Annotated in this window: 14 protein-coding genes; 1 reads left to right on the top strand and 13 read right to left on the bottom strand. The window is 72.1% G+C overall.

What is annotated here, in order from left to right:
* Window positions 1-4: 4 nt before the first annotated feature.
* The 12 genes from ASC64_RS04100 to ASC64_RS04045 all read right to left on the bottom strand — a co-directional run bounded on the left by ASC64_RS04100 (window position 5) and on the right by ASC64_RS04045 (window position 14,955).
* Complete coding sequence (locus ASC64_RS04100) at window positions 5-4,771, bottom strand: DUF4082 domain-containing protein (RefSeq protein ID WP_056906197.1); 4,767 nt, start codon at window positions 4,769-4,771, stop codon at window positions 5-7.
* Window positions 4,772-4,885: 114 nt separating this feature from the next.
* Complete coding sequence (locus ASC64_RS04095) at window positions 4,886-5,905, bottom strand: glycosyltransferase (protein WP_082550169.1); 1,020 nt, start codon at window positions 5,903-5,905, stop codon at window positions 4,886-4,888.
* Window positions 5,902-7,050 (bottom strand): DegT/DnrJ/EryC1/StrS family aminotransferase, encoded by a 1,149-nt coding sequence (locus ASC64_RS04090; protein ID WP_056906196.1) that lies wholly within the window; start codon window positions 7,048-7,050, stop codon window positions 5,902-5,904. The genes ASC64_RS04095 and ASC64_RS04090 overlap by 4 nt, the downstream gene beginning before the upstream one ends.
* Window positions 7,047-7,691: a NeuD/PglB/VioB family sugar acetyltransferase gene (locus ASC64_RS04085; RefSeq protein WP_056906289.1), complete on the bottom strand. Its 645-nt coding sequence runs from the start codon at window positions 7,689-7,691 to the stop codon at window positions 7,047-7,049. The genes ASC64_RS04090 and ASC64_RS04085 overlap by 4 nt, the downstream gene beginning before the upstream one ends.
* On the bottom strand, window positions 7,688-8,839 hold the full coding sequence (locus ASC64_RS04080) for a DegT/DnrJ/EryC1/StrS family aminotransferase (protein ID WP_056906195.1): 1,152 nt from the start codon (window positions 8,837-8,839) through the stop codon (window positions 7,688-7,690). The genes ASC64_RS04085 and ASC64_RS04080 overlap by 4 nt, the downstream gene beginning before the upstream one ends.
* Window positions 8,836-9,837 (bottom strand): NAD-dependent epimerase/dehydratase family protein, encoded by a 1,002-nt coding sequence (locus ASC64_RS04075; RefSeq protein ID WP_056906194.1) that lies wholly within the window; start codon window positions 9,835-9,837, stop codon window positions 8,836-8,838. The genes ASC64_RS04080 and ASC64_RS04075 overlap by 4 nt, the downstream gene beginning before the upstream one ends.
* Window positions 9,834-10,901, bottom strand: a complete 1,068-nt coding sequence (locus ASC64_RS04070) for a Gfo/Idh/MocA family protein (RefSeq protein WP_056906193.1) — start codon at window positions 10,899-10,901, stop codon at window positions 9,834-9,836. Before ASC64_RS04070 ends, ASC64_RS04075 begins: the two co-directional genes overlap by 4 nt.
* Window positions 10,901-11,617: an acyltransferase gene (locus ASC64_RS04065; RefSeq protein ID WP_082550168.1), complete on the bottom strand. Its 717-nt coding sequence runs from the start codon at window positions 11,615-11,617 to the stop codon at window positions 10,901-10,903. Before ASC64_RS04065 ends, ASC64_RS04070 begins: the two co-directional genes overlap by 1 nt.
* Window positions 11,614-12,456 (bottom strand): glycosyltransferase, encoded by an 843-nt coding sequence (locus tag ASC64_RS04060; RefSeq protein WP_056906192.1) that lies wholly within the window; start codon window positions 12,454-12,456, stop codon window positions 11,614-11,616. Before ASC64_RS04060 ends, ASC64_RS04065 begins: the two co-directional genes overlap by 4 nt.
* A gap of 120 nt (window positions 12,457-12,576) precedes the next feature.
* The gene (locus ASC64_RS04055; RefSeq protein ID WP_056906191.1) at window positions 12,577-13,386 is read right to left on the bottom strand and encodes a hypothetical protein; all 810 of its coding nucleotides are present in this window, start codon (window positions 13,384-13,386) and stop codon (window positions 12,577-12,579) included.
* A gap of 136 nt (window positions 13,387-13,522) precedes the next feature.
* Window positions 13,523-14,134 carry an aminoacyl-tRNA hydrolase gene (gene pth, locus ASC64_RS04050; protein WP_235563508.1) on the bottom strand — a complete coding sequence of 204 codons (612 nt, stop codon included), beginning with the start codon at window positions 14,132-14,134 and terminating at the stop codon, window positions 13,523-13,525.
* A 137-nt stretch (window positions 14,135-14,271) separates the two neighbouring features.
* Window positions 14,272-14,955 (bottom strand): 50S ribosomal protein L25/general stress protein Ctc, encoded by a 684-nt coding sequence (locus tag ASC64_RS04045; protein WP_056906189.1) that lies wholly within the window; start codon window positions 14,953-14,955, stop codon window positions 14,272-14,274.
* A 294-nt stretch (window positions 14,956-15,249) separates the two neighbouring features.
* Between ASC64_RS04045 and pepN the strand changes: the two genes are divergently transcribed.
* Complete coding sequence (pepN, locus tag ASC64_RS04040) at window positions 15,250-17,658, top strand: aminopeptidase N (protein ID WP_056906188.1); 2,409 nt, start codon at window positions 15,250-15,252, stop codon at window positions 17,656-17,658.
* A 136-nt stretch (window positions 17,659-17,794) separates the two neighbouring features.
* Here the strand turns inward: pepN and ASC64_RS04035 are convergent, their stop codons facing one another.
* On the bottom strand, window positions 17,795-18,766 hold the full coding sequence (locus ASC64_RS04035) for a ribose-phosphate diphosphokinase (protein WP_056906187.1): 972 nt from the start codon (window positions 18,764-18,766) through the stop codon (window positions 17,795-17,797).
* Window positions 18,767-18,826 lie beyond the last annotated feature (60 nt).

The following is an 18,826-nucleotide window of genomic DNA, read 5'->3' as shown; positions in this document are numbered from 1 at the left end:
CAGGTCACGGCGAGGCGGCCTTGAAGACCACGTCGACGAAGTAGTTGGTCGAGTTGTAGGACCCGGCCGGGAAGCCGCCCCCGGCTCCGTAGCGGTAGACGCCGTTGCTGCCCGACGGTGCCGTCAGCGGTCCGACCGTCCGTGCCGCCGTGGCGAAGTAGCCCGGCGAGGCGGAGTAGCGGCCGACGGGTGCGTAGTAGGACACGACGTAGGTCGCCCCGGGCGTCAGCGCCACCGGGGTGGCGAGCGCGGCGGTCTGCCACCCGGTCGCCGTCTCGTTGGTGAACGTCACCTGCGCCAGCCTGTTGCCCGCCGCGTCCCACAGCGAGCCGACGTGGGTGCCGCTGTTGCCGGTGCCCTTGAAGAACCTCACCGCCGTCACCGACCCGGCCTGCGACGCGGTGAACCTGGTGCCGAGCTCGATCGCGGACGTGTCGTCCGCGGCCGCGGTGGTGGGCGTGACGTCGGCGAAGAGCGACGTGGTGCCGATGTCGTCGATGCCGGTGGTGAACGACCAGGTCTGCGTGCCGAGGGTGGCTCCCTCGGTCGAGGCGAGCCCGGACACGCTCACGGAGTACGCGCTGGTGGCGACCAGCGGCGCGGCCGGGGTGAAGGTGATGGTGCGACCGTCGGCCGAGAGGGCCGACGTCCCGGCGACCGGCACGCCGCTGCGCGTGACCTCCACCGACCAGCCCGTGGCCAGCGGTGCGGACATCGTGATCGACGGCTTCGCGGACAGCGACACCTGGTCCGCGCCCGGGGCCGGCGTCCGGCTGTCGACGGTGAGCGAAGCGGCAGCACGCTCGAACACCACGTCCACGAAGTAGTTCGCGGCGCCGTAGGTGTAGCCGGGGTAGCCCCCGCCCGAGGCGTAGAGGTAGCGGCCGTTGTTGGACGACGGCGCCGTCAGGTCGCCCTTGGTCAGCGCGCCGCCGAAGAAGCCGGGCGTCACCGCGTAGTGGCCCTGCGGCGCGAAGTACGAGACGACGTACGTCGTGCCGGCCGTCACCTGCAGCGGCGTCGCGAGCGTCGCGGTCTGCCAGCCTCCGGCCGTCTCGTTGGTGAAGGTCACCGTGGCGAGCCGGCTGCCGGCCGCGGACCAGATCGAGCCGGTGTGGGTGCCGTTGTTGCCGGCGCCCTTGAAGAACCGGATCTGCTTGACCGTGCCGTTGCGCGACGGGGTGAAGGCCATGCCGAGCTCGATCGGCGCGCCGTCGTCGGCGGCGCTCGTGTCGGGCACGACGTCACCGAGGAGCGTCTGGTTCTGCAGCGTCTCGGCGTCCCTGGTGCGGAAGGTCCACGTCCGGGTGCCGAGGCTCGCGCCGTCGCTGGTCGTGACCCCGGTGAGGGTCACCGTGACGTCGGTGCCCGCGGGCATCGGCGCGGACGGCGTCCACGTGATGCGCTGCCGGTCGGTGGAGAGGACCGCGCTGCCCGCGAGGGCACCGCCACCGTTGACCGAGATGGCCCAGCCGGGCTCGACGAGGTCGGAGAAGTCGACCACGACCTTGCTGCTGCGCGGGACGTCGAGCGCACCGGGTGCCGGCGACTGGGACGTCATCGAGATGCTCGGCGGCGTCTTCTCGAAGACCACGTCGACGAGGTAGCTGGTGCTGGACGTGCCGCCCGGGAAGCCGGTGGCGTAGGTGTAGGCGCCCGAGGTCGAGGTCACCCGCAGCGGAGCCCAGGAGAGGTCACGCTCGGAGAACGCGTTGGGCGTGGCCGAGTAGCGACCCGACGTCGAGCGGTAGGACACGACGTAGGGCGTGTTCTTGGCGATCGCCACCGGCGTCGTGAAGTTCAGCTGCTGCCAGCCGCTGGCGGACTCGTTGGTGAAGGTGCCGGAGGCCAGCTCCACACCGTTGGCGTTCCACAGCGAGCCGACGTGCGCGCCCGTGTTGCCCGACGACTTGTAGAACCGGACGCCGGTCACGATGCCCTTGGCGTCGGAGGTGAAGCGGGTGCCCAGCGAGAGCGGGACGCCGTCGTTGATCTCCATGACCGTCGGCACCGTCTCGTCGCTGAACAGCGAGCACGGGCAGACGCCCGGCGGGTTCGGCGGCTTCGCGGTGGTGAAGGACCACGTGCCGCCCGAGGTGATCGGGTTGCCCTGCGCGTCGGTGCCCGAGAGCGTCGCGGTGTAGCGCACGTAGGCGGCCAGCTGGTTGGTCGGAGTGAAGGTGATCGTGCGGTTGGGTGCGTCGTACGACGTCGAGCCGGCCACGGGCTGGTTGTTGGAGTCCCGCAGGGTCAGGCCCGGCGTGCCGGCAGCCATCGCCTTGGAGAAGCGCGCCGAGACCGTCGTGGTGACCGGGATGGCGCTCGAGTCCGGGGCCGGGGACTGGCTCATCGCGATCAGCGGCGAGTCGTCGGTCGCGGAGTAGGTGAGGTCGACGAAGTAGTTGGCCTTCTGGTAGCTCGAGGACGGCATCGTCCCGCCGCCGCCGTAGACGCCCGCCGGTGTCGCACCGAAGCCGCCCGCCACCTGCATCCCGCCGGTGTCGACCCCGCGGTAGGCGAAGGCCCACTGCTCGGAGGCGTAGTGGCCGCGCGGTGCGGTGTAGGAGACCGTGTAGGTCTGGCCCGCGATGATCGGCACCGCCTGCGTGAACTGCGCGGTCTGCCAGCCGGTCGCGGTCTCGTTGGCGAAGGTGACCTGGCCCAGGCGCTGACCGGTCGAGCTCCACAGCGAGCCGACATGGGTGCCGGTGTTGCCCGTCCCCTTGTAGAAGCGGACGCCGGTGGCGAAGCCGTCCACCACGGGGGTGAACCGCAGGCCGAGCTCGACGCCGGAGTTGTCGTCGGTGTCCGGGGTCGGCGGCGTGATGTTGCCGAAGATGCTGCACGGGCAGCTCACCGAGAAGCTCCGGCTGGCCGGCGTCCCGATGTTGGCGCTGTCGTCGATGCCGCGGACCAGGATCGGGGTGGTGCCGCGACCCTTCTGCACGACCGTCGCGGTCCACGACGTGGTGCCGCCGGCGGCCTGCCAGGTCGCGCCGTTGTCGTTGGAGACCTCCACGCCGGCGACGCGTCCGGCCGCGTCGGTCGCCGTGCCGGTGAGGGTGACCAGGTCCCCGTTCTTCTGGGCCTGGCCGGCGGCGGGCGTGTTGATGGTGATCGTCGGCCCGACGGTGTCGGTCGACTTGGCGGCCGCTGCCAGCCCCGTCATCAGGGTCGCCGGTTGCGCGCCCATGTCGGCGAGCAGGTTGACCTGCGCCTGCTGCATGCGGGAGTCGGCGACGTTGTCGGGGTACTCCGAGTCGTGCTCGGCGTCGAGGCCGTAGGTCCACTGCACGGTGCCGGCGCTGAAGACCAGCGCACCGCTCGGCGCCTTGTAGAGCGTGAGGTTGTGCTTCGTCGTCCCCGCCGTGACGGTCGAGCCGAAGTCGCGGAGGTACTGCGGGACCGCTCCCGTGGTGGTCGACAGCTTGACCAGGCCCGGTGGGCTGAACCCGTTGTCCATCACCTCGTTGGACTCGTAGCCCACGGTGTGCGGGGCCAGCGTGGTCTGCGTGGCCGAGGTCGTCGCGAGCGGGGTGTTGCGCCACAGGCGATAACGGCCCTCGGCCTGCTGCACGGTCATCGCCAGGTCGCTGAAGTTGACCATGTAGCCGGTGCCGATGAGCTCGTTCTCCGGCATCCCGCCGCCGTTGGCGCGCGAGGCGAACCGCGGGTCGCGCCACGTGCCCGTCCACTGGTTGGTGGGGTCGATCTTGGCGTTGGCCCAGGTTTCCTTGTAGGTCACGAGGGTCCGGTACGCGGTGTGGGACGGGTCGGCCGACGGCTCGTAGCGCGTGCGCCAGTAGCCCTCGTTGCCGGCGAGGAACTGCAGGTTCACCCCGGCGTCGCGTGCCGCGGTGATGTTGGCGCGCTGGGCGCCGCTCCAGTACTCGTCGTGGCCCACGGACAGGAAGACCTTGTGGTTCGTGAGCAGGTTGCCGCGCCGGTCGGTGTCGACGCCGGCGATGTAGGAGACGTCGTAGCCGTTGCGCTCGAGGAACCGGACGAGGGCGTACTCGGCACCGAAGTAGAAGTCACGCCCGGCCGCGCTCCCGCGGGTGTTGAAGGGGCGGTTGTAGCTGACCTTGTAGGCGCGGCCGTTGGCGCCGCCGGCGTAGAAGTCGGAGCCGCCGTAGGTGTTGTAGGCGTGCCAGGTCGGGTCGGCGGTCTGGAAGACGATGCTCGACGTGCTGGAGTCGTCGCGGACGATGAAGGTGATGTGGCTGGTGTCGCCGTTGGTGCGCGTCAGCTTGGCGACGTAGACGCCCGAGACGGCCGTCGACGGCACGTTCCACGACGCCGAGACCGCCCAGTTGCCGCAGTCGTAGAGCTCGGTGGTGACGTCGGTGATGCAGTTGGGCTGGGTCTGCGGGAGCGTCGCGCTCGGCGTCACAGAGGTGATGTAGCGCGCGCCGAGACCCTGGTACCAACCGGTCCGGTAGATGTCGATGGTGTACGACGAGGCGTTGGTCGCGATCTTGAAGTCGATGCGCTGGCCGACGTTGACCGAGATGTCGGTGGCGAAGCCCTGGATCGAGGAGTCGCCCGCCCCCTGGATGTCCCAGATCTCCGGGTCGGTGCCGGGCTTGGCGTTCTCGCAGGCGATCTTGTTGCCGCCCGCGCCGCACGGATCGGCGGCGTTGGCCGGGGACGGTCCACCGAGGAGGGCCGGGCCCACGAGCGCGTTCAGCGCGGCCACGAGGACCAGGGCGGTCGCCCTGGTCGCCCACCCGCGCGCGGTCCCCACCGCAGAGGTCGTCGTGCTGACCATCCCTACCCCACCCTTCAACGGCGCGACAGCGCGCCACGGTCCCGATCCTGATTGCGTCACGGGGCCCGAGGTCCGCCCACCGGCGGATATCCCCACATTTCGGTGCGTTCTCAACTACACCCGTGCCGCGGTCGCCGCAGCGGCCGCCGTCGCGGTGGCGGCCACCGAGCCGCCGGTGCGCTGCCGGGGCAGCGGGACGGAGGTGATCCGCAGCTGCGGCGGGTCGCTGACCTTGGTCACGGTGCGGCTGGCCGCCGCGACCAGGTCGCGCTCCTTGAGGCTGTCGGCGTCGCGGGAGATGCACAGGTCGCGCAGCGCGAGCTCGAGCGCGATCGTCAGCTGGTGGTCGTCGACGTGCTCGCCGTGCATCGAGCGGCGCGGCACCAGGATCGGGCACTTGCCGTTCTCCAGCGCCATCAGCGCGATGCCGGTGCCGGCGTGCGCCACCACGACGTCCGCGGCACGGATCGAGGAGGACATCTCCTCGGAGGGCACCCGCACCCGGGCGTCGATGCCGAGACCGGTGGTGTCGGTGCCGCCCGTCTGCCACAGCACCTCGGTGCCGGTCGGCACCAGCGGCACCAGCCGCTCGAGCAGCCTGCGGAAGCCGTAGTCCTCCTGCGTGCCCAGGCTGACCACCATCCGTCGCACCGGTCGGGGCGCGGTCGGGGTGGTGTCGTAGAGCTCCCACGGCGAGGCGAGGTACTGCCAGTGCCCGCGGGTCAGGGCGCTGGACTGGCTGTAGGTCGTGATGCCGGGCACCATCGCCAGGGCCCGGCCGGAGAGCGACGGGGCGTCGAGGCGGGTGGCGCTCTCGATGTAGACCGTCTCGATCCCGCGCACCCGGGCCTGCGGCAGCACGGCCAGGGCCAGCGCAGCACCCGTGCTCACGACCAACGCGACGTCGTGCTCGCGGAACAGCCGGCGGCACGCGAGCGTGTTGCGGGCCAGCGCCCTGGTGTCGCGGGGCGGGCAGGGGAAGGCCCAGTGGACCCGCTCCCCCGCCAGCAGCGACTCGGTCTGCGGCGTGCGGGGCGTCACCCACACCACGTCGTCCCCGACACCGAGCCGCGGACGCAGCGTGTGCAGCTGCATCAGGTGGCCGCCGTCGTTGGCGACCAGGAGAGTCGTCACGATCGTCCTCCGTCGGCGTCGGACCCGGGGTGGCTCGCGACGGCCGAGGCCAGCACCTCGACGACGCGGTCCTGCATGGCCTCGGTCAGGTGCGGGTGCATCGGCAGCGAGAGGATCTGGTCGGCCGCGGCCTCGGCGACGGGCGCGGTGCCCCGGCCCAGGCCGAGGTGGCGGTAGGCGCCGGTGAGGTGCACCGGGTAGGGGTAGTGGATGCCGGCTCCGACACCGGCCCGGCCGAGCTCGGCGAGCACGGCGTCACGCTCGGCGACGCGGACGACGTAGAGGTGCCACACGTGGGTGCCGTCGGCGCCCAGCAGCGGACGGCGTACGCCCGCGACGTCCGCGAGCAGCGCGTCGTAGCGGGCCGCCGCGCGGACCCGGAGCTCGTTCCACTTCTCCAGCCGGTCGAGCTTGGCCCGGAGGTAGACGGCCTGGACGGTGTCGAGGCGGGAGTTCATCCCGATCACGTCGTGGACGTAGCGGGTGGAGGAGCCGTGGTTGCGCAGCCGGCGGACCTCGGCGGCGATCGTGGTGTCGTCGGTGGTCACCGCACCCGCGTCGCCAGCCGCACCGAGGTTCTTGCCGGGGTAGAAGCTGGTCGCGCCCACGCGGCCGAGGCCGCCGGCGCCGCGACCGTCGTGGCGTGCACCCTGCGACTGCGCGGCGTCCTCGACGAGCGGGATGCCGTGCGCGTCGCAGATCTCGCCGAGACGCCCGACCGGGGCGAGCTGGCCGAAGAGGTGCACCGCGGCCACGGCCTGCGTGCGCGGAGTGATCGCCGCCTCGACGGCTGCCGGGTCGATCAGCAGCCGCTCGTCGTCGACGTCCACCGGCACCGGTACGGCGCCGATGCGCGAGGCCGCCTCGGCGGTGGCGATGAAGGTGTTGGCCGGCATCACGACCTCGCCACCTGGCCCCACCCCGGCTGCGCGCAGCGCCAGCTCCAGCGCGTCGGTGCCGTTGCCGACGCCGATGCAGTGGTCGACGCCGACGAACTCGGCGTACTGCTGCTCGAAGTCCCCGACCGCCGGCCCGTCCACGAAGGCCGTCGCCGCGAAGACGGACGCGAGGCCCGCCTCCACCTCTGCGGCGACCTCGGCGTGCTGCGAGGCGAGGTCGACGAAGGGGATGGTGGTGCTGTTCATGCGTGGACTCCTGTCCGGATCGGTCGGGCGGGGACTCCCACCCAGGTCTCTCCTGCTGGTACGTCGTCGAGGACCGCTGCGCCCATCCCGACGGTGGCTCCGGGGCCGATGTGCACGCCCTGGCGGACCGAGGCGTTCATGCCGATGTAGGCGGCCTCGCCGACCTGGACGTCGCCGCCCAGGGAGACCCCGGCGCAGACCGTCGCGTAGTCGCTGACGGTGCAGCCGTGGGTGAGGGTCACGTGGGGCATCAGCACCACGTGGTCGCCGACCTCGACGTCGGCGGTGAGGACCACGCCGTCGAGCACGATCGCGCCGGTGCCGATGTGGCAGCTGCCCGGCAGCACGACCCGCGGGTGGATGAGCGAGGTGTAGCGCGCCGGGTCGACCCCGAGCATGTCGAGCCGCACCGCCACGCGACGGCGGTGCCGTCCGGCACCGAGCGCGAGCACCACCTCGAAGTCGACGACGTCGGCCACCAGGTCCACCGACCCGAGCACGGGCGTGAGTCCGTGCAGGGTCCCCCACAGCGCGGGGTTGTCGTCGACGATGTCGACCGGGCCGTCGTGCTGGAGCATGACGGCGACCGCGGTCGCCTCGCGGGCGAGACCGCTCGCCCCGACGAGCAGGAGGCCCGTCATGGCCGCCACGCAGTGGCGAGCGCGTCGCACACGCGCGCCTGCTCGGCGTCGGTCATCTGGTGGAACAGCGGCAGGATCAGCGTCTGGTCGTTGAGCCGCTCGGTCACCGGCAACGGGATGCGCTCGCGGTGCGCGTGCGCGGGCTGGCGGTGCGCCGCCATGATCCCGCGTCGGGCGGAGATGCCGGCCTCCGCGAGGTGCATCATCAGCTCCTCGCGGTCGAGCGGGTGGTCCTCGAGCACCTCGACCCAGCAGGACTGGAAGTTGGTGGTGCCGTAGGACGGGTCGGCGACCATCCGGAGCCCGGGCAGCTCGGCGACCACGGCGGCGTACGTCGCGGCGAGCTCGCGGCGGCGCGCCACCATCTCGGGCAGCCGGCCGAGCTGGACCAGGCCGACGGCGGCCTGCATGTCGGTCATCCGGAAGTTGAAGCCGATCTCGGCGTAGGACTCCGGCGGCGCCAGCACGCTGGCGTGCCTGTCGGCGGCCGAGACGCTCATCGCGTGCTCGCGCAGGCGGCGGGCGCGGTCGGCCCAGTCGGCGCGCGAGGTCGTGATCATCCCGCCCTCACCGGTCGTCAGGAGCTTGCGCGGGTGGAAGGACCAGGCCGCGATCTCGGCTCCGGAACCGACCGGGCGTCCGTAGGCGGTGGACCCGGCGGCGCAGGCTGCGTCCTCGATGACCGTGATCCCGAGCGGGTCGCACCAGGCACGGACGGCGGCCAGGTCGAGCGGCACGCCGCCCTGGTCCACGGCGATCACCGCGCGCGTCCGCGGGGTGACCACCGCGGCGATCGTGGCGGGGGTGAGGTTGCCGGTGGTCGCGTCGACGTCGGCGAAGACAGGGGTGGCGCCGACGTAGGTCGGGGCGTTGGCCGTCGCGACGAAGGAGAACGACGGGACGACGACCTCGTCGCCGGGACCGATCCCCGCGACCACGAGGGCGAGGTGGAGCGCGGTGGTGCAGTTGCTCACGGCCACCGCGTGCGCCGCCTGCTGCGACTGCCGGAAGGCGGCCTCGAAGGCGGCGACCTGGGGCCCCTGGGCGACCCACCCGGACCGCAGCACCGCGGCCACCGCGGCGACCTCCTCCTCGCCGAGCCACGGCTGCATCACGTTGATGCGCGTGAGGCTGGCGTCGACGCTCATCGGGCCACCGCCTGCACGGGACGCCCGGCGGCGATCTCCTCGCGCTGCGGGCGCCACCACTCCACGAGCTGGGCCAGCCCCTCCTCCAGCGGCGTGTGCGCGACGAACCCGAGGTCACGCTCGGCCGCCGAGGTGTCGGCGAGGCGTCGTACGACACCGTTGACGCCGCGCTCGGGGCCGTGCTCGACGGGCAGGTCCGAGCCCATCACCCGCAGCAGCGTCTCGGCCAGCCCGAGCAGGCTGGTCTCCTCGCCGCGGGCCACGTTGTAGACGCCCTCGACCACCGACGACTCGGCGGCGAGCACGTTGGCGCGGGCGATGTCGGTGGTGAAGACGAAGTCCATCGTCTGGCGGCCGTCGCCGAAGATCAGCGGCGGGATGCCGTCGTCGATCCGCTCCATCCAGCGCACCAGCACCTCGGTGTAGAGGCCGTGCACGTCCATGCGCGGGCCGTAGACGTTGAAGTAGCGCAGCGCGACGTAGTCGATGCCGTGCATCGCCCGGAAGCTGCGGAGCATGCCCTCGTTGAAGGTCTTCGCGGCGCCGTAGAACGTGTCGTTGTCGTAGGGGTGCTGCGACTCCGGGGTCGGGAACTGCTCGGCGAGGCCGTAGACGGACGCCGAGGAGGCGGCGACCACCTTGTCCACCTTCGCCGCGGCAGCGGCCTCGATGACGTTGAAGGTGCCGTCGACCAGCACCTCGAGGGCCAGCCGCGGCTCCTCCGCGCACTGGGTGATCCGGATCGCGGCCTGGTGGAAGACCAGGTCGCAGCCGCGGGTCAGGTCGTTGACCAGGTCCTTGTCGCGGATGTCGCCGCGGACCAGGTCGACGCCGCCGCGGGCCAGCGCGGACTCCAGGTTGGCCTCCCGGCCACGGACCAGGTTGTCGAGCACCCGGACCTGCGAGACGCCCGCGTCGAGCAGCTGGTCGACGAGCGTCGAGCCGATCGTGCCGGCCCCGCCCGTGACGAGGGCGCGGGCCCCGGCGAGCGCGGTCATCGGACCGCCTCCAGGGCCGGCTCGGCGGCGCGGGGTGCGGGCGGCACGGTCAGGGCCGGCTCCCCGTAGAGCGTGGCCGAGGCCGACTCGAGCACGGTGAGCACGCGCAGCCCGGCGTGCCCGTCGGTGAGCGCCGGCCGGTCCTCCCGGATGGCACCGGCGAACTCGGCGACCATCTGGCCGAGGGCCTCGCGCTCGGGCAGGGCCGGGGACCACGTGTCGCCGAGCCGGTAGGAGATCGACGAGGCCGCGCGGTCCGCCCCGGCGACCGACGTACGAGCGAGGTCGACGCCGCGGTCGTAGATGCTGAGCCGCTGCTGCGGGTTGAGGTCGTCCCAGACGAGCGTCCGCCGCGAGCCGCCGATGACCATCTGGCGGATCTTGGTGGGGCTGAGCCAGTTGACGTGCACGTGGGCGAGCCCGTCGCCCGCCAGCGGCAGGGTCAGGTGGCCCACGCACGCGCGGCCCGCGCCGATCGGGTCGGCGCCGGTGGCGTGCACCCCGGTCGTCGGCAGCCCGCCGGGGAGGATGAAGTCGAGGATCGACAGGTCGTGGGGCGCGAGGTCCCACAGCACGTCGATGTCGGGCTGCACCAGCCCGAGGTTGATCCGCACCGAGTCGATGAAGTGGATGTCGCCGAGCTCGCCGCTGGCCACCAGCTCGCGCATCTTCTGCACGGCGGGCGTGTAGCAGTAGGTGTGGTCGGTCATCAGGACCAGGCCGCGCTGCTCGGCGACCTCGACCATCGCCCGGCCGCCGGCGACGCTGTCGGCCAGCGGCTTCTCGACCAGGACGTGCTTGCCGGCCAGCAGCGCGTCCAGGGCCAGGCCCTGGTGCGTGCGCGCCGGCGTCGCGATGGCCACCGCGTCGATCGACGGGTCGTCGAGCACCCGCTGCAGCTGGTCGGTCACCTCGACGTGCGGACCCGCCACGGCGCGTGCCCGCGCGAGGTCGAGGTCGCACACCACCTTGAGGTCCCAGTGCGGGGACGACCCGAAGTTGCGGACCAGGTTGGGCCCCCAGTAGCCGGCACCGATCACGGCTACGCCCAGGCGGTCGGTCATCAGATGTTCTCCTCGTTCTCGGTCTCGGTCGTCTCGACCAGCGCACCGTCGGTGACGACGTACGTCGTCCCGGTGCGCGGGCAGCTGTAGGTGTCGGGCGCGGTCTCGACCAGCGGCACGCCGGCGCGGCCGACCCAGCCGACCTGGCGGGCCGGGACGCCGACCACCAGCGCGTGGTCGGGGACGTCGCGGGTCACCACGGCGCCGGCGGCCACGGAGGCCCACCTGCCGATGTGGACCGGGGCGACGCACACGGCGCGGGCCCCGACGGCCGCGCCCTCGTCGATGGTGACGCCGACGGCCACCCAGTCGTCGGCGTTCTTGAGCCGGCCGTCGGGGGTCACCGCCCGCGGGAAGGTGTCGTTGGTCAGCACCACGGCCGGGCCGATGAAGACGCCGTCGCCCAGGACGGCCGGCTCGTAGACGAGGGCCTGGTTCTGGACCTTGCAGCGCTCGCCGAGGCGCGCTCCGGGACCGATGTAGACGCCGCGGCCCAGGATCGTGCCGGCGCCGACGTCGGCGCCGGAGCGGACCACGGACTGGTCCCACACCTGGGCGCCGGCACCCACCCGGGCTCCGTCCTCGACGGTGGCGCTCTCGGCGATGGTCGCCTCGGCCTCCGGCTGCTCGGGCAGGGCCTCGGTGCGCGGGCCCGGCACGGTGGCCGGTCCTGCCTGCTGGGCCTGCTGGGTCTGGGAGTCGGACAGCGTCGTCATGAGCGTGAGCTTTCGTCTCGTTGCCAGGTGGTGAAGTCTCCGGAGCGCACCGCCTGCCGGGCGCCCAGGCGGGCGGCGACGTGGACCCCGAGGAAGACCGGCAGCCGCAGGGCGAGGCGCGGTCGGCCGACGGCGAGCCCCAGGAGGGTGCGCGTGCTGGTGCGGGAGGCCGGTCGGCGTACGCCGAGCTGGGCGGCCTGCGTGTTGCCGGTCGCGATCCGGATCCGACGGCGGACCAGGTCGCGCAGGGTGCGCGGCGGGTGGATCACGGCGACGGCACCGGGAACGACCCGGCGCTCGTCGCCGCTGAACGAGTCGGACATGCCGAGGTCGTCGCTCATCATCCGCGGCAGCGCGGCGACCCGCGCCTGCGCCTGCTCGGAGAGGACGACCACGCCACGCCCGAAGAGGCCGGACTCGACCTGGGGCAGTGCCTCCCAGACGTCGTAGTACCAGCGGACCCAGCGGGAGCAGGATGCCTTGGGGACATCGCGCCGGGGCGCGGTGGCCAGGACGTTGTCGCGGGTGATCGGCTCGAGGAGCTGCATCACCGCGGCGCCCGAGAGCTCGATGTCGGCGTCGAGGTGCACCCGCGGGAAGACGTCGGTGGCGGTGTTGCCGACCCGGACGGCCTCGGCCTTGGAGGGCTGCTGGATCTCGATCACCCGGGCGAGGGGGTCGGCGCGACGGGCGACCTCGGCCGTCCGGTCGGTGCAGCCGTTGCAGACCACGACCACGTCGAGGTCGGACTCGTGCGTGCCCTGCCGCAGCGCGAGCAGGTTGCGACCGATCGTGGCCGCCTCGTTGTGCGCCGGGATGATGACGCTGGCAACGGCCATCTCTCCAACTCCCCCAAGTTCGAGTGCCGAGCCGAACGGCTGGCACTGTCAGATCTTGTGGAGCCGCGCGGCCGGGGCGGCCCGCGCACGGGGGCTTTCGCCCATTTTGGGGAGTGGTCCTCAGCGCTGCCCGGCACGGGCAGTCGAGAAGGTGATCTCGGCCGAGCGCAGGTCGCGCAGGTGGACCACGAACCGGTCCAGCTCGAGCAGCGACCACTCGTCGTCCACCGCGGCTCCGCGCGCGACCGTGCTGAGCGCACGGTAGAGGTCCAGCGGCTGCTTGCGCAGCTCCGCGTGCAGGGTGCCCTCGAGCACCTCGCGGAGGTAGTCGTGCTGGGCGGTGGTCCCGGAGCCGTAGCCGTAGGTCGCGGAGACGCCGTTGTCGGCGGCCAGCTCCGCGAAGGTGCGCCAGTCTATCGCGATCATGTGGTCGACCCGGCGTCCCGCCCACGACTCGGTGGCCTCGACGGCGCGGGCAGGTCGCCCGGTCCGCGCAGACGCCGCGACGCCGTCGAGCAGGGGCAGCGACTTGACGTCGGCGCGCACCCCGTCGGGGTCGACCTCCACGAGCATCACCGACTCGATCGACTGCAGGCCGTCCAGCCATCCCACGTCGGCGCGGCCACCGGGCCGCGTGCCGACCAGCAGGATGGTCTCCCCCGGCGCGGCCGCCGGACGGTCCCTGAGGCCGTCGAAGGCACCGTCGATGCGGTCGAGGCGGTTGACGAGGTGGAGGTTGACGCCGACCAGCGCCACGAGCGGGATCAGCGAGAGGACCATCAGCGTGCCCAGGACCTCGCGCACCCGGCGGCGCCTGGTCCGGGCGCGGGGCGGCGGGGCGGCGGGCGGGTCCCAGCTGTGGCGCGGCGCCGGGACGCGTACGCCGGTCGCGTCCCGCGTGCCCGACCCGGCCGTCTGCGGTGGCGTCATCGACTCCTCCTCGCCGTCGGGCTCCCGACGCTAGGCCGGGACCGGGCCGGGCCTCATGGCCCAAACAGGGGAAGACGGAGGGATGCCAGCGAGATCGACAGTGGCGGTGACAGTGACAGGCCGTGGCCTGGGGCTGTCAGGAGTTGAAGCGCTGCTGGGTCTTCTCCAGCCCGTCGGTGATCAGCGACTCGACGGCGTCGGCTGCGTCGGAGACCTGGAACGGCAGCTCCTTGCGCTCGACCGTGGAGTAGTTGGACAGCACGAAGTCCGCGACGTCCTGGCGCCCCGGCGGGCGCCCGATGCCGGCCCGGACGCGGTAGAAGTCGCCGGTGGCGAGCGAGGACCGCATCGACTTCAGCCCGTTGTGCCCGTTGTCGCCGCCACCGAGCTTGACCCGCAGCGTGCCGAAGGCGATGTCGAGCTCGTCGTGGATCGCGATGATGTGGTCGGGGGCGACCTTGTAGAAGGAGGCGAGCGCCTTCACCGGGCCGCCCGACTCGTTCATGTAGCCGCGGCCGCGGGCGAGCACCACGCGTGGCCCGCCGATCGGGAGCCGGCCCTCGACGACCTCGGCGCGGCCGGACTTGTGGGCCCGCCAGTGCACCTTCCCGGGGGCAGACCCCATCCGGGAGGCGAGCTCGTCGGTGACGAGGTAGCCGATGTTGTGCCGGTGGCCGGCGTAGGACGGGCCGGGGTTGCCCAGGCCCACCACGAGCCACACGTCCGAGGCGGTGGGGGCGTCAGTCACGGCGTCCATCCTTCCATCCTGAGGTGACCGGGCGCTTCGTCCCCGTCACGTGCAGCGACCGGGCGGTTCGTCCCCGTCGCTGGGGACGAACCGCCCGGTCGGCAGTCCTGGCGGGCACGACGTGCCCGCTCAGCGGGTCACTCGGAGTCGGTGCTCTCCGCGGCGTCGCCCTCGGCGGCGTCACCCTCGGCAGCCTCGGTCTCGGCCTCGGGGGCGTCGTGCTCGATGCCGGCCTCGGCCTCGGCCTCCTCCAGCTCGGCCTCGAGGGCCTCGGCGGAGATCTGCTCGGTCACGTTGACGATGAGGAGGTCCTCGTCGGCGAGCAGCGTGGTGCCCGACGGGAGGTCGAGGTCCTTGGCGAGGATCTGGGTGCCGGCCTCGGCGCCCTCGACGGAGACCTCGAAGAACTCGGGGATGTGGGTGGCCTCGGCCTCGACGGAGACGACCGCGTTCTCGGTGACCACGAGGGTCTCGGAGACCGCGTCGCCCACCACGTGGATCGGGACGTCGACGGTGACCTTCTCGCCGCGCTTGACGGCGACGAAGTCGACGTGCTCGATGACGCGGCGGATCGGGTCGACCTGGACGTCCTTGGTCAGGGCGAGCTGCTCGGTGCCGTCCACGTCGAGCGCGAGGAGCGCGTTGGCGCCACCGTGCTTGAGGGCCATCATCGTCTGGTGGCCGGGGAGGATCACGTGGACCGGGTCGTTGCCGTGCCCGTAGATGACGGCGGGGATCTTGTCCTCGCGGCGGATGCGGCGCGCGGCGCCCTTGCCGAACTCGGTGCGGGGCTCGGCGGCGATCTTCTCGGGTGCAGACATGGTGTTCTCCGTACGTCGGGGGTGGTGTCGGTGATCGGGTTCGTGGGCCCGGCGCTCCGGAGACGACGAACGCCGCGCTCCGGATCGTGAGCGCGGCGCGGTGAGGCGGTCCGGCCCAGTCGATCACGGAGTCCTGGTCGTCCGACCGGCTCCCTCGCCGAGGCAACCCGAGAACTCTAGTCCCGCGTCCCGTGCAGGTCGAATCCCCGCCGTGTCCCGTCGAGCTGCGGTCGAGGAGCTGCGGTCGAGGAATTGCGGTCGAACTGGTGTGGACGTCGTCACTAGGGTGGCCCGGTGCCCCTGAAGCTCCCCGAGGCGCGCGAGCGCGCCGTCCTGCTGACCGACGTCCACACGCGGGTCCACCTCGACCTCACCTCGACCGAGTCCTTCGGCGTGGAGGCGACGATCTCGTTCCGCTGCACGCAACCGGGTGCCTCGACCTTCCTCGAGCTCAACGGCGGGACCGACGTGACGCTCGACGGCCGCCCGGCGCCGTACGCCGACGGGCGGATCGCGCTGACCGACCTCGGCGAGACCAACGAGGTCCGGGTCACCGCCCGGATGCCCTACGTCACCGACGGCGACGGGATGACGGTGACCGTCGACCCTGCCGACGGGGAGCGCTACGTCTGCGCGCACACGTCGATGGACATCACCCAGAAGGTGATCCCCTGCTTCGACCAGCCCGACATCAAGTCCACGTTCGATCTCAGCGTGACGGCGCCCTCGCACTGGACCGTGCTGGCCAACGGCGCGCTGCGCGGCCGCGAGGGCGACACCTGGACCTTCGAGACCACCCCGCCCTTCTCGTCGTACCTCTTCACGATGGTCGGCGGCCCGTGGGTCTCGGTGACGTGGGACGAGCCCTACGCCCCGGCTCCGGGCGGCACGCTGCCCTTCGGCTGGCACGCGCGCGCCTCGCAGCAGCGGGAGCTGCGCCGTGACGCCGAGGAGCTCAAGCGGATCACGAGCGCCTGCTTCCAGCACTACACGACCGTCTTCGACCCGGAGTACCCCTACGCCGACTACCAGCAGGTCTACGCGCCCGGCCTCAACTGGGGCGCGATGGAGTTCCCCGGCTGCGTGGTCTTCCGCGACCAGGCGCTCACCCAGGGCACGCCGACCGAGCTCGAGCGCGAGTGGATGGCCTCGACCATCGCCCACGAGATGGCGCACATGTGGTTCGGCGACCTCGTCACGATGAAGTGGTGGGAGGACTCGTGGCTCAACGAGTCGTTCGCCGACTTCATGGGCTTCGACGTCGCCGGCGTGGCGGCCGGCTACACCGACGCGTGGACCTCGGCCGCCATCACCCGCAAGCCGACCGGCTACCGGGCCGACCGCCGTCGCTCGACCCACCCGATCGCGGAGGACACCGACAAGATCGTCGACGTCGACACCGCCTTCGCGAACTTCGACATGATCACCTACGCCAAGGGCAACGCCGCGCTCGCCCAGCTCGGCCACTGGCTGGGCGAGGACGACTTCATCGCAGGCGTCAACAAGCACCTCAACGCCCACGCCTTCGGCAACGCCGACCTCGCCGACTTCCTCGACTCCCTCGACGCGGCCACCGACCTCGACGTCCGCGCCTGGGCGCAGGCCTGGCTGCGCACGACCGGCTTCGACACCCTGGTCGTCACCCGTGACGGCGACGTCCCGGTGCTCACCCGCGAGGGTTCGCGGTCGCACCGCCTGACCGTGTCGGCGTACGACGCCTCGATGGGGCTGCTCGACTCCCGCGACGTGCACCTGGGCGACGAGCCGGTGCGGCTCGAGGAGTTCGCCGGGAAGGTCGTCGTGCCCAACTCCGGCGACGAGACCTTTGCCGTCGTCCGCCCCGACGAGCAGTCGTGGGAGGCGATCACCGCCGGGCTCTCGTCGGTCGAGTCGCACCTGACCCGCGCCATGCTCTGGTGGACGGCGATCGACCTGACGGAGTCGCAGGTGATCCCGGTCGCCGACCTCGTCGCGCTGGCCGACACCCACCTGCGCCCCGAGACCCACCCGCTGGTCTTCGAGGGCGTGATGCGCAACCTGCAGACGATCACCCGCCGCCACTCGCAGCCCGACGAGGTCGCCGGTCACCTCGCCGCGATCGCCGACATCGCCCGCGGTGCCGTGGAAGGCGGCGACGCCGCGCTCGCGCCGGGTGCCTCCCGGGTGCTGGCACGCCTGAGCGCCGACACCGGGTTCCTCGCCGACTGGCTCGGCCGTGACGACGTCGACCCCACCGTGCGCTGGAACGCCGTGCACCGGCTCGCCGAGCTCGGCGACCCGTCCTGGATCGAGCCCGAGGAGGCCCGTGACCGGTCGGTGTCGGGCCACCACGCGGCCCTGGGCGCGCGCGCCGCGGTCCCCGCCGCCGAGGCCAAGGCCGAGATGTGGGAGCGCCTGATGGGCGGCGAGCTGGGCAACCACGAGTTCGACGCGGTGGGCGAGGGCTTCTGGGGCTGGGAGCAGGCCGACCTGGTCCGCCCCTACCTCACCCGCTACGTCACCGACGGCCTCGATCTGGCCCGCCGGTCGGGCCAGGCGATGGGCGACGTCATCGGCGACGCCTTCCCCCGCCTGCCCCTCACGATCGCCGTACGCCACGAGCTTCGCGACGCGGTCGCCGCCGCGCTCGAGGCCGGCGACGTGCCCACCGTGCTGGCCCGCTCCTGGAACGACGCGCTCGACGACCTCGACCGCACGCTGTAGCCCTCACCCAGTACCACGCCGTATCAGCGTCGTCCGGTGCGTGCGATGGCAAGGCGGAGGAGGGACGGCGGCCTTTGAGCGAAGCGGGCCGTCGACCGACGACAACGCAGCCAGCGTGCGTGCCGGGCGGCGCTGATCAGGCGTGGCCGTCGAACATCGAAGTAACGGACCCGTCCTCGAAGACCTCGCGGATGGCGCGGGAGATGAGCGGGGCGATCGAGAGCGTGGTCAGCTTGTCGAACTGCTTGTCGGCGGGGACGGGCAGCGTGTTGGTCACCACGACCTCCATCGCGGAGGAGTTCTTGAGCCGGTCGACGGCGGGGTCGGACAGGATCGGGTGGGTCGCGGCGATGATCACGCCGGCGGCGCCGTCGGCCATGCAGGCCTCGGCGGCCTTCACGATCGTGCCGCCGGTGTCGATCATGTCGTCGGTCAGGATGCAGATCTTGCCGGCGACCTCACCCACGACGCGGTTGGCGACGACCTCGTTGGCCACGTCGATGCGGCGTGTCTTGTGGATGAACGCCAGGGGCACGCCGCCGAGCCGGGCCGACCAGCGCTCAGCGACCTTGATCCGGCCGGCGTCCGGGGAGACGACGGCGAGCTGCTGGTCGCCGTACTTCTCCTTGACGTAGTCGGTGAGGATCGGCAGCGCCATCAGGTGGTCGACGGGGCCGTCGAAGAAGCCCTGGATCTGGTCGGCGTGCAGGTCGACGGTGATCAGCCGGTCGGCGCCCGCGGTCTTGAACAGGTCAGCCATCAGGCGGGCCGAGATCGGCTCGCGACCGCGGTGCTTCTTGTCCTGGCGGGCATAGCCGTAGAACGGCATGACCACGGTGATCCGCTTGGCCGAGGCGCGCTTGAGCGCGTCGACCATGATCAGGTGCTCCATGATCCACTCGTTGATCGGAGCGGTGTGGCTCTGGATCACGAAGGCGTCGCACCCCCGCACGGACTCCTCGTAGCGGACGTAGAGCTCGCCGTTGGCGAAGGCCCGCGCGTCCTGGGGGACCAGGCCGCACTCGAGGAGGTCGGCGACCTGCTCCGCGAGCTCGGGGTAGGCCCGTCCGCTGAAGACCATCAGGTTCTTCTCGGTGGTCCGCTTCATTCCGGTCACGCGGCGCGACTCCTCGCTGTGCTGGTCAGCCTCGGGGGTGGCTCGATCGGA

Origin of the sequence: Nocardioides sp. Root122, assembly GCF_001425025.1 — a bacterium.
Classification (GTDB): domain Bacteria; phylum Actinomycetota; class Actinomycetes; order Propionibacteriales; family Nocardioidaceae; genus Nocardioides.
This window is presented reverse-complemented; position numbering and strand designations above follow the sequence as displayed.